The organism is Pseudomonas sp. SZ57 (assembly GCF_009495975.1).
GTDB lineage: Bacteria > Pseudomonadota > Gammaproteobacteria > Pseudomonadales > Pseudomonadaceae > Aquipseudomonas > Aquipseudomonas syringae.
Genome location: NZ_WIBD01000015.1, coordinates 161040 through 172850, shown reverse-complemented (window position 1 = coordinate 172850; position 11811 = coordinate 161040). Strand labels below are relative to the sequence as shown.

Here is an 11811-nt window from a genome sequence, read left to right as displayed (position 1 = left end):
CTGTCTCCGTTTCCGTCCCGACTTCGTCGGGTTCCTTCGCCCTGTCAATGATCCGGGGGTCGCCGCAACGTGCCCTCCATGGCCCGGTGCGGCTAACTCGGCGTCCTGCCGAGTTACCCCCGGATCAGCGTTAGGACTCAGCCGTCACTTACGTCGCAATTTGCGTCGTCACTGCCATCGCGCCAAGAAGCGCTTTTGTTTATGTGCAGTGACTACGAGTAAGGCATAACGTTGTGTTGCAGCACAGATATGACGCGCAGCGTCACGAACTGTATGCAAACGCGAAGTAGTGACACGACAGTCAGTTGGATGTGCGCATAACCATCAGCGCCATGTCCGGCTACCAGTTATACGTCACCTTGCCGTAGTAATAAGCGCCGCTGTACCCGTAGGGCGAGAATGTGCTGTAGGCCAGGTTGCCGCCGCTGGAGGAGAAGTCGTTGAGCTTTTCCGGGTATTTGTCGGTGACGTTGTCGCCACCCAGGGTGAAGACCCAGCTCTTGAGTTTGTAGTCGACCGCCAGGTCCAGCAGCCAGGCGGCGCTGAAGGTCTGGTCGTTGACCTTGTCGGCCTGATAGCTGGTGAACTCGCCGTAGCGGACCAGGTTGGAGTGCAGAGCCCAGTTGCCAAACGACAGGTCATTGCCCAGCGTCAGTTTGTGTTGCGGCGTGGTGTCGCCCAGCAAACCGATGCGCTCCCTGCGGTCTACCCGCACCAGGTTCACCCCCAACTGATCGAGAATCGCCGGGTTGGCCTTAACGTCGGTGACTTTGGTGTGGTTGTAGTTGTAACCCACCGTGCTGTTCCAGCGCACGCCGTTGTCGAATTGGTAGCGGTAATTGGCGACCAGATCGACGCCATCGGTGCTGGTGTCCGTGGCGTTGGTGAAATAACGGGCACTGGTGTAGTTGATATCACCTACGCCATTGCTGCGCAGGTAATTGATGGCGGTGTTATTGAGCACCAGATTGGAGGACAGCGAGATACGGTCCTGAATGTCGATGCGATAGACGTCGGCAGTCACGGTCAGGCTGTCCAGCGGCTGGAGTACCAGGCCCAGGCTGTAGTTGCGGGACTTTTCCGGCTTGAGGTCTTCGGCACCCAACAGTTGTGCAACGTTACTGCCGGCCGGAAACGTGCCCGCTTCCTGGATGGTGTTGCCAATCAGTTGCGACGACGTGAAGGTAAAGTTCTGTTGCGCCAGTGAAGGCGCGCGGAAGCCTGTCGATATGCTGCCTCGCAAGGCCACCTGCGGAGTGAAATCGTAGCGCGCCGAAAGCGAGCCGCTGACATTGGAACCGAAATCGCTGTAGTCCTCGTGGCGGACGGCAGCCGACACACCGAGCTTCTCGGTCAGATTGGTTTCCAGGTCCAGATACTGTGCGAAGTTGTGTCGCGAGTAACTGCCTGCATCCGCCGCGCGGAAACCGCCCAGCCCGGAACTGCCGGTCTGGAAATACGACTCTGGCTGCCCTGCCTCGATCTGATAGCCCTGACGCAGGTACTCCGCGCCAAACGCAACCGATACCGGATAAGGCAGCCACGCTGCATTGAATTCTCTGGACAGGTCGAGGCTCAGTTGCTTCTGATCATTGGTCAGCGTGCCGTTGTAAAACGAGCGCGGCGTGTTCAGTCCCAATGAGGTGTTGATGGTTTTGGTGCGCAGCTCATAAGAGTTTTTGCCATAGTTGGCGGACACGTCGTAGTGCCAGTCATAAGCCAGTTCCCCGCGCAGGCCAGCGACCAGCGAGGTGTCTTCGAGCGTGCCGTTGATCAGCGGCAGATAGCCGTTGGGATAAATCGCCGCAATGTTATTCGAAGCATTGCTCGGCCGATAGAACGCGGCGGTTTCGCCACGCCGCTTGCTGTAGCCCCCGAAGCTGTAGAACTCCGCCGCGTCATTAAAGCTATATTCGGCGTTGTACTGCAGTTTGCCCTCGTGCGTCTGTGGCTCGCCCTGGCGAAACACCTGCTGACCGTAAGTGGTGGACCCGACACTGGACGCTCGCAAGTCGTCACCGGCACGGTTGGTGTAGTCATTGTTGGCACCCTCACCTGAGAGGTTGAACGTGCCATTGTCGCCCAGGGCAAAACCGGTATTGCCCGATACTTGGCGCTGAATTCCGTCGCCCTTCTTGTATTGGCCGTACTGGCTGGAAATCGACCCGCCATGGTCGGCGCTCTTGAGAATGATGTTGATCACCCCGGCGATGGCATCGGACCCATAACGTGCCGACGCACCGTCGCGCAGGACTTCGATATGGTCGATGGCCGACAGCGGAATGGCATTCAGGTCGGCAGGTGCCGAACCACGTCCGACCGCCCCGCCCAGATTGACGAAGGCGGATGTATGCCGGCGCTTGCCGTTGACCAGCACCAGCACCTGATCCGGCGACAGGCCACGCAGTTGCGCCGGACGTGTCAGCTCCGCACCGTCCACCAGGCTCGGCCGGGGGAAATTGATCGAAGGAATCAGACGAGCCAGCACGGCGCCCAACTCGCTGGAGCCGGAACTGCGCAGGCTGTCACCGGAGATCACATCGACAGGCGACAACGAGGCGCTGGCGGTACGCTCCTGCGCACGGGTGCCGGTCACTATCACTGTACCCAGAGTGGAGGCACCCTGATTAGCTTGTTCATCTGTCGCTTCGGCGGCAAAAGCGCTTGCACTGATACCCGCGACGCTCAGCAAATTGGCTGAAAAAATCGCCGTGGCCAATACGCTGCGTTTGAAATTCCCCATACCACTACCCCTTGAAAATCCCTGATCCAGAAACTTTGTTCTGGTTACAACGAGCGATCCGTGCGGCGGACGGTGGCGATCATTACGGTGTCTGATTGATGTTCCGGTAGCCCGATGTGATATAGCTTAATGACATTGATTTAAATATTTAAATACCAATAACGAATAAGTATCTGCATTTGTGTCCGTACTGAAAAATGCCTGCGATGCAGACAAAAAAAGGCCGCACCTGCCTGAGGATGCGGCCCAAAACCGTTGAAGCTGTAGGTGGTATAAATCTGCTACTTGGCAGTGATCACGGACAATTTGGTAATCCCGGCACGTTCGATGGAAGCCATGGCGCGCGCGACTTCTCCATAGTTGACGCCATTGTCCGCCTGCAATTGCACGCGCACGTCAGGGGTCTTGTCCCTGGCCGCCTTCAGGCTGCTTTCCAGCAAGCCCGGCTGGATTTCGTCCTTGTTGATGAACAGCTTGCCCTGCCCGTCGATGCTCACCACCAATGGGTCTTTCTGCTCCACTGGCGCGACCGATTCGGTCTTGGGCAGGTTGATCGGGATCGAGTTGGTCAACAGCGGCGCGGTAACGATGAACACCACCAGCAGCACCAGCATTACGTCTACCAGCGGCGTGACGTTGATCTCGCTCAGCACTTCATCGGTATCTTGAGTAGAAAAAGCCATCTCAGGAGGCCTCCTTCACGTTCTGCCCGGCGTGGACGCCCGCAGTGCCGGACTTCAATACCGGATGCAGCAGCACACGGAAGGCGCTCTTCTGCGCAAGGCTATAGAAGTCATGGGCAAAGTCATCCAGATCGGCAGCGGTCAGTTTCAGGCGTCGCAGGAAGTAGTTGTAAACCAGCACTGCGGGCACTGCGACGGCAATACCGACACCGGTAGCCACCAGCGCCGCGCCGATCGGCCCGGCCACCGTTTCCAGGCTCGCAGAACCGGCCGCACTGATGCCCTTGAGGGCCGACATGATGCCCCAGACCGTACCGAACAGACCGATGAAAGGCGAAGTGCTGCCGATGCTGGCGAGGATGGCCAGACCGGTTTCTAGCGAGCGGCGCTCGCGAACGATCTGCTGACGTAATGCGCGCTCAAGGCGGTCCTGATGGTTGATGGACTGACTGAGGTCATTGGCCTGCGCGCCATCCGGCACCTGAATGGCGGCGTAACCGGCCAGGGCGACACGAGCGGCAGCGCCCGGTTGCTCCTGGGCCAGTTGCGCGGCCGAATCCAGACTCGATGCCGCCCAGAACCGCTTGTGGAACTTGCGATCCTGAGACTTCAGACGCGAAAACTGCACGCTCTTGAGCAAGGCCAGGCCCCAGGTCGCGACGGAAAAAAGCACCAGCAGCCAGATGACCGCGTGTTCGATGGATTCAAAAGGCGAAGCAAGTAGATTCATGGCGCAGCTCTCTCTGAACAAAGTCTGAACAAGGCATGGAGTGTGTCGCGATGCGCCTTTGGTTCAGGTAGCTCGCCAGGTCAATCGAATAGCCGGGTTTGATCGTGAAACGTTTTGATCTTGAAGCCTCATTTGATCTTGAAATCAATGGGCACGCTGACCCAGCCATCCTGGGCTAAATCGCCCTGCTTGGCCGGAACGAAACTCCAGCGTTTCACCGCAGCAAGCGCGGCGTCATCAAGCTGCTCGCGGCCACTGCTCTTCTGTATTTGAATCTCGCCGGGCTTGCCGCTGGCCAATACATGCACGCGCAACAGCACAGTGCCTTCCCAGCCGCGACGCATGGCCAGCGATGGGTATTCCGGAGCCGGGTTGCGCAGGTAACCCGCGCTGGCCGAGGCCGGGGTTACCGGCTTTGGTGCCGGCGGAGCGGGTGGCGCAGGCGCGGCGACAGGAGCTGCCGGTACGGGAGGTGTGGGTGCCTGTTCAACCGGTTTGGCCACGGGTTTCACGACCGGCTTGACCACCGGTTTGGGCGGCTGTGGCTTGGGCTTTGGAATCGATTTGGGCGGCGGCGGTTTGACGGCCAGTTCGTCCTCGACAGCAGGTGGCGGTTCGACCACCGGCTGCACGACAGGCTCGGGCGGTGGCGGCGGTGTTTCCACAACCGGTGGCGCAGGCTGGGAAAACTCGATGGTCATCGGCGGGATTTCAGGTGGCACAACCGGCAACGCCGGCGTCGGGTTCTGGCTCAGCCAGTAGATGACTGCGCCATGAAATACCAGCGCCAGCGCACCGAGCAAAATGGCTTCGCGCCGCCCGAGAATGGGCTTGGGGGTGCTTTGCAGCCGCGATAACGCCAGTGGCGCACGGAAAGGACGCCCCAGATCGACCAGGTCGCCACTCGGCGTCTGGCGCCAAGGCACGTCATGTGCACTGGCTGCGGTCTGGACATTGCCCATTGATACACTCCTGCATTTTCATGATAAAAATCCAGGTTCTGTTGGTATCAGTCACCTTCCTCAGGCCGATGTGGCGAGGCAATCATCGCCGAAAGAGCTTTGTTCCTGAAAAGAATATTTGGTTCGCCGGTTAGATCCTAAATGCATATATGAGGCGGCCGTTCCGGGTTCGCTTTTGAACGTGCAGTGAGGCGCAGAGTTGTGACGCGGAGCGTCACGAAAGGCATTCCCACGCTGGAGCGTGAGGAACGATAGGCGTCATGTAGGATGTGCCGGCCTCTTCGCGAGCAAGCTCGCTCCCACAAGACCGGTTTATAACGATGAGTGCCCCGCGTCCGATGCTGCAAGCCTCAATGGCCGCTGTGATCGCCGTGGCTGCTGTGCTCGTCGCTGGTCAGTGACTTGGCGACTGCGGTGACCTGGATCGATTGCTTCGCGCCCTTGGCGTCTTCTACGGTCAGGGTCAGAGGCACCTGATCGCCTTCTTTGACCTGGGCAGCCAGGCCCATGAACATCACGTGGTAGCCGTCGGAATCGAGCATCACCGGTTTGCCGGCCGGCAGGTCGACCGAGTTGACGCGCTGCATGCTCATCACATCGCCTTTCATGCTCATCTCATGGATCTGCACGGTTTTCGCAACGGGTGAAGCGACGTCGACCAGCTTGCTGTCGGTGTCCGCAGTGATGCGCATGAACGCGCCAGTGGCTGACTGGCCCGGCACGGTGGCACGCACCCAGGCGTCATCGACGTGTGTTTCGGCCAGGGCCTGAGCGCTCAGGCTCAACAGCGAAAGGGTCAGCAACAGCGGTTTTGCGACGTTACGAATCAAAACGGTCATCAGCATACTTCCATCAAAGTGAGCAGATCTTCGGTGCATTGTTGGGCGGACAGCCTGTGCGACAACCCCAGGCGCAATACACCGCGGGTGTCGTAGACGTAAATGGTCGCGGTGTGCGAGATCGTGTAGGTGTCACCCAGTGGGACCTTCTCGAAGAATACGCCGAACTCCTTCGCCGTTGCCGCCGTTTCTTCAAGCGTGCCGGACAGTGCGACGAAGGTCGGATCGAAGGCCTTCACATAGGCGTCGATCACTTCGGGCGTGTCGCGCTCCGGGTCCAAGGTAATGAACACCACCTGCAGCGTCTTGCCCTCCTCGCCCATCAGCTTCCTGATTTGCGCAGCCCGCGCCAACGCGGTGGGGCAGATGGCCGGGCACTGGGTGAAACCGAAGAAGATCATCGGCATCAGCCCGCGAAAGCTGGACAGGGTCTTGACGTTGCCTTGCGAGTCCTTGAGCCGGAAGTTGCGGCCGACAATCTCGTTGCTCATGTCCTTGCCGTGCTTGAACGGCAACGCATTGGAGCTGCCGCAGCCGGTCAACAGGCCAAGGCTCAGCAATGAGAGGCCAGTGACCACCTCGCGGCGTGTCAGATGTTGCGTCATGTCTTGCGTCCCCTGAGGATAAGGCGCGTGGGTTCAGACAAATTCAAAGGCGGCGAATTTACCACTCAAGGGCAATGGGGAATACCGCCAATCCTGTATCAAGGCATGAGCAGACGCGCAAACGTCGCGCTCATGGGCTGCCATACGTCGTGCGACAAAACAGCGCAGGCCTGCTTATCGTGCCGCCGCCCCGTGCAGGAAGAACTGGGTCACCAACGCGCCCATGCCGACGCGCGCCACACGGCCGCGGCGTTCGGCGTCGACCATCCCGGAGAGCAGCGCCGCGAACATTTCGGTAAGGACGGCGGCACCGACGTCGATCCGGAACAGGCCTTCACGCTGACCACGCAGGAAAAACGCATCGAGGGCATCGGAGTAAGGCAACCAGCGGCGCCCCCCGCTGCTTTCATCGAGCGAATCCGGGCGCCACTGAAATACCAGAAAGACCAGCATTTCGCGGTGCATCAGGTGGTTGTCGACCAGCCGTTGAAGCGCTTCCAGCGGCGGAGCACTCTGCAGATCCGCGTCGGCGACCATCTGGTTCATCAGGTCCGAGGCGTGGTTGAGCAGCAGTTCCACAAGGTTGGCGCGGGTACCGCAGAAGCGGTTGAGCGTCGCCTTGCTGACGCCAGCTGCCTGAGCAATATCCTTGAGCGTACCGCTGGAATGGTCAACCAGCGCAACGGCCAGGGCCTTCAGAAATTTGTCGTCAGCAGGTAATTCCATTGGGGTACGTCTTCAACTCGTATAAGTGGCGGGCGGCGCATTGTGCAGAAACCTTGATGCGTTCTCAAAGCCTATACACAATTAGTCACTAAAGTCTCAAGTGAGTCAATATTGACTCACTTTCGTACAAAGTAGATCATTCGCGGCTTTAGCATCTGATGGCTGCGGCCGGGTGAATGATGAGTAGTTTCAGCGATTGGCGTGTCATGCCTGCAGTAGCCCTGCTGGCAGCGTTGGGTCTGGCCGGGTGCGAGCAGAAACAGCAGCAGGATCACGCTGCATCGAAAGCGCCCAAAGAGGTGGAAGCCATTACCGTCAACGCCGAATCGTTCACGGTCGTTGACGAATTGCCCGGCCGTATCGAACCGGTGCGTGTGGCGCAGGTTCGCGCCCGGGTGGCCGGCATCGTGCTGAGCCGCAACTTCGAGGAAGGTGCCGATGTGAAAGCCGGCGCAGTGCTGTTCCAGATCGATCCGGCGCCTTTCAAGGCCGCGCTGTCCAAGGCGCAGGGAGATCTGGCCCGCACGCAAGCCACGCTGTTCGAGACTCAGGCCACGGTCAAACGTTACGAGTCGCTGGTCGAAATAGAAGCGGTCAGCCGCCAGACTTTCGATACCGCCCGCTCTGCACTGCAAAACGCAATCGCCGCTAAAAAATCGGCTCAGGCGGATGTCGAGACAGCCAGGCTGAACCTGGGCTATGCCACCGTCAAAGCGCCGATTTCAGGCCGCATCGGCCGCGCCATGGTCACCGAGGGCGCGCTGGTCGGTCAGGGCGAAACCACGCTGCTGGCAACCATTCAACAACTCGACCCGGTCTACGCCGACTTTACCCAGCCGGCTGCCGAGGCCTTGCAGATGCGCGCCGCGATACAGGAAGGCCGCTTGCCCAAGGGCGGCGAAGACGCGTTGTCGCTGAGTGTCGACGGCACCGATTACACGAGCACCGGCACCCTGCTGTTTACCGATGTCGCGGTAGACCGGACCACCGGGCAGGTGTCGTTGCGTGCCCGCTTTGCCAATCCCAAGGGCGTGCTGCTGCCCGGCATGTACGTACGGGTGCGCACACCGCAGCGCGTCGACAGCAACGCCATTCTTGTTCCGCAGCGCGCCGTTCAGCGCTCCGGCGACGGTGCAGCCCGCGTGCTGGTGATTGCCCAGGACGGCACGGTCGAAGCGCGTCCGGTCAAAACCGGGGCGATGCAGGATTCGCGCTGGCAGATCACCGAAGGCCTGAAGGCAGGCGAACAGGTCATTGTCGGCAACATGACCGGGCTCAGCGCCGGTGACAAGGTCGCCCGCAAATCGCCATCCGCCCAACCGCAGGCCAAGGCGCAATAAAGCCGCCTTCAGCGCGACCGAGGATCACTGTCCATGTCTCTCTTCTTTATCAAGCGCCCCAACTTCGCCTGGGTACTTGCCCTGTTCATCCTGCTCGCCGGGCTGATGGCTCTGCCGTCCCTGCCTGTGGCGCAGTACCCGGACGTGGCGCCACCGCAGATCACCATCACCGCCACCTACCCCGGCGCATCCGCGAAGGTGCTGGTCGATTCGGTGACCAGCGTTATCGAGGACGAGCTCAACGGTGCCAAGGGCATGCTGTATTACGAGTCGACCAGCAACTCGACCGGCAGCGCGGAAATCAACGTGACGTTCGTGCCGGGTACCAACCCGGACCTGGCTCAGGTCGAGGTGCAGAACCGTATCAAGAAAGCCGAAGCACGCTTGCCTCAGACTGTCCTCAGCCAGGGCCTGCAGGTCGAACAGGCCAGCTCCGGTTTTCTGTTGATCTACACCCTTAACTACAAGGACGGCGCGGCCAACAAGGATACCGTCGCGCTGGCCGACTACGCGGCACGCAACGTCAATAACGAAATAAGCCGGGTGAACGGTGTCGGCAGACTGCAATTCTTCGCTGCCGAAGCCGCGATGCGGGTATGGATCGATCCGCAGAAGCTGGTGGGTTTCGGCTTGTCCATCGACGACGTGAATGCCGCCATCCGGGCGCAGAACGTGCAGGTGCCGGCAGGCAGCTTCGGCAGCAGCCCGGCCTCGTCACTGCAGGAGTTGACCGCCACCCTGGCGGTCAAGGGTACGCTGGACAACCCGGAAGAGTTTGGGCGCATCGTTCTGCGTGCCAACGAGGACGGCTCTGCGGTGCATTTGTCCGATGTGGCGCGCGTGGCAGTCGGCAGCCAGGATTACAGCTTCGAATCACGCCTGAACGGGCAACGGGCCGTCGCCGGTGCCGTTCAGCTGTCGCCGGGTGCCAACGCGATCCAGACGGCCAGAGCCGTCGAGCAGCGGCTCACCGAGCTGTCGGTCAATTTCCCGGAAGGCGTGGGGTTTTCGATACCGTACGACACCTCGCGCTTCGTCGACGTGGCCATCGACAAGGTCATCTACACCCTCATCGAAGCCATGGTGCTGGTGTTTCTGGTGATGTTCCTGTTTCTGCAGAACATCCGTTACACGCTGATCCCGACCATCGTGGTCCCGGTGTGTCTGGCAGGGACACTGGCGATCATGTACCTGATGGGCTTCTCGGTGAACATGATGACCATGTTCGGCATGGTGCTGGCCATCGGTATTCTGGTCGACGACGCCATTGTGGTGGTGGAAAACGTCGAGCGGATCATGGCTGAAGAAGGCCTCTCTCCCGCCGCCGCCACGGTCAAGGCGATGCAGCAGGTTTCCGGGGCGATTTTCGGCATCACGCTGGTCCTGGCCGCCGTGTTTCTGCCACTGGCCTTCATGGGCGGCTCGGTCGGGGTCATCTACCAGCAGTTCTCGCTGTCGCTGGCCGTGTCGATTCTGTTTTCGGGCTTTTTGGCCCTGACGTTCACCCCGGCGCTGTGTGCCACGCTGCTCAAGCCGATCCCGGCCGGGCACCATGAAAAGCGGGGGTTCTTCGGTGGTTTCAATCGCCTGTTCGGCACGTTCACCGATCGTTACGAGCGCGTCAGCTCCAGCATGATCAAGCGCGCCGGCCGCTACATGCTGCTGTACCTCGGTATCGTCGGTCTGCTGGGCTTTTTCTACCTGCGCCTGCCGGAGTCCTTTGTGCCCGTGGAAGACCAGGGCTATCTGATCATCGACGTGCAACTGCCTCCCGGCGCCACCCGTTCGCGTACCGACCTCACCGCACAATTGCTCGAGAACTACATGCTGTCCCGCGAAGCCACGGGTGCGGTGACCATGCTGCTGGGGTTCAGCTTCTCGGGCATGGGTGAAAACGCCGGTCTTGCGTTCCCGACCCTGAAGGACTGGTCGGAGCGCGGCAAGGGCCAGTCGGCGGCTGAAGAAGCGGCGGCGTTCAACCAGCATTTTGCCGGGCTCAGCGACGGTACGGTGATGGCGGTGACGCCACCGCCCATCGACGGCCTGGGCACCTCGGGCGGCTTCTCGCTGCGTCTGCAGGACCGTGCGAGCCTGGGCCGTGAAGCATTGCTGGCGGCGCGCGACAAGCTGCTCGGCGAGGCCAACGGCAACCCGAAGATTCTCTACGCGATGATGGAAGGTCTGGCCGAAGCGCCGCAATTGCGCCTGAACATCGACCGCGAAAAAGCCCGGGCGCTGGGCGTGAGTTTCGAGTCGATCAGCAACGCCCTGTCCACCGCCTTCGGCTCCTCGGTGATCAGCGACTTCGCCAATGCCGGGCGTCAACAGCGCGTGGTCGTGCAGGCCGAGCAGAGTTCGCGAATGACCCCGGAAAGCGTGCTCAAACTCTACGTACCCAACAGCAGCGGCACGCTGGTGCCGCTGGGCGCCTTCGTTTCGACGCATTGGGAACAAGGCCCGGTGCAGATCGCCCGCTACAACGGCTACCCCGCGTTCAGGATTTCCGGCGACGCAGCGCCGGGGGTCAGTACCGGCGAGGCCATGGCGGAAATCGAACGGATCGTTTCCGGGCTGCCGCAAGGCATCGGTTACGAATGGACCGGCCTCTCCTATCAGGAAAGAGTCGCCAGCGGCCAGGCGGCCGGACTGTTCGGCCTGGCGCTGCTGGTGGTGTTCCTGCTGCTGGTCGCTTTGTATGAGAGCTGGGCGATCCCGCTGGTGGTGATGCTGATCGTACCCGTCGGTGCGTTGGGTTCCGTGCTGGCGGTGACAGCCGTGGGTATGCCCAACGATGTGTATTTCAAAGTCGGCCTGATCACCATCATCGGGCTGGCGGCGAAAAATGCGATTCTCATCGTCGAGTTCGCCAAGGAGCTGTGGGATCAGGGCCACTCACTGCGCGACGCGGCGCTTCAGGCTGCGCGGCTGCGCTTTCGACCGATTGTCATGACCTCGCTGGCCTTCATCCTTGGCGTGGTGCCGCTGACCCTGGCCACCGGCGCAGGCGCTGCGAGCCAGCGCGCCATCGGTACCGGTGTTATCGGCGGCATGCTCAGCGCAACGTTGCTGGGCGTGGTTCTGGTGCCGGTATTCTTCGTCTGGTTGCTGTCCGTGCTGCGCCGCAAACCGCATGCGCAACCCATTGCCGACGATCAGCAGCTGCCTGAGAAGCGATAGGCAAAA

The 11811-nt window shown here is 60.6% G+C and carries 9 protein-coding genes; 2 read left to right on the top strand and 7 right to left on the bottom strand.

Features of this window, described 5'->3' with window-relative positions:
- Positions 1–340: 340 nt before the first annotated feature.
- From GE543_RS15380 to GE543_RS15345, 7 genes are all read right to left on the bottom strand, one after another.
- Positions 341–2743 carry a TonB-dependent siderophore receptor gene (locus GE543_RS15380; RefSeq protein ID WP_153221799.1) on the bottom strand — a complete coding sequence of 801 codons (2403 nt, stop codon included), beginning with the start codon at positions 2741–2743 and terminating at the stop codon, positions 341–343.
- A 281-nt stretch (positions 2744–3024) separates the two neighbouring features.
- Positions 3025–3426, bottom strand: coding sequence for a biopolymer transporter ExbD (locus tag GE543_RS15375; protein ID WP_153221798.1), 402 nt, complete (start codon positions 3424–3426; stop codon positions 3025–3027).
- 1 nt (position 3427) lies between these two features.
- Positions 3428–4156, bottom strand: coding sequence for a MotA/TolQ/ExbB proton channel family protein (locus tag GE543_RS15370; protein WP_153221797.1), 729 nt, complete (start codon positions 4154–4156; stop codon positions 3428–3430).
- Positions 4157–4284: 128 nt separating this feature from the next.
- Positions 4285–5118 (bottom strand): energy transducer TonB, encoded by an 834-nt coding sequence (locus GE543_RS15365; protein ID WP_153221796.1) that lies wholly within the window; start codon positions 5116–5118, stop codon positions 4285–4287.
- Between the two features lie 350 nt (positions 5119–5468).
- Positions 5469–5963, bottom strand: a complete 495-nt coding sequence (locus GE543_RS15355; RefSeq protein ID WP_153221795.1) for a copper chaperone PCu(A)C — start codon at positions 5961–5963, stop codon at positions 5469–5471.
- Positions 5957–6562, bottom strand: a complete 606-nt coding sequence (locus tag GE543_RS15350) for an SCO family protein (RefSeq protein ID WP_153221794.1) — start codon at positions 6560–6562, stop codon at positions 5957–5959. Before GE543_RS15350 ends, GE543_RS15355 begins: the two co-directional genes overlap by 7 nt.
- A 174-nt stretch (positions 6563–6736) precedes the next feature.
- Positions 6737–7288 (bottom strand): TetR/AcrR family transcriptional regulator, encoded by a 552-nt coding sequence (locus GE543_RS15345; protein WP_153221793.1) that lies wholly within the window; start codon positions 7286–7288, stop codon positions 6737–6739.
- 179 nt (positions 7289–7467) lie between these two features.
- Here GE543_RS15345 and GE543_RS15340 point away from each other — a divergent pair, with 179 nt between their 5' ends.
- Both GE543_RS15340 and GE543_RS15335 read left to right on the top strand, forming a co-directional pair.
- Positions 7468–8628: an efflux RND transporter periplasmic adaptor subunit gene (locus tag GE543_RS15340; protein ID WP_153221792.1), complete on the top strand. Its 1161-nt coding sequence runs from the start codon at positions 7468–7470 to the stop codon at positions 8626–8628.
- A gap of 33 nt (positions 8629–8661) precedes the next feature.
- Positions 8662–11805: an efflux RND transporter permease subunit gene (locus tag GE543_RS15335; RefSeq protein WP_153221791.1), complete on the top strand. Its 3144-nt coding sequence runs from the start codon at positions 8662–8664 to the stop codon at positions 11803–11805.
- The last annotated feature ends 6 nt before the right edge of the window (positions 11806–11811 follow it).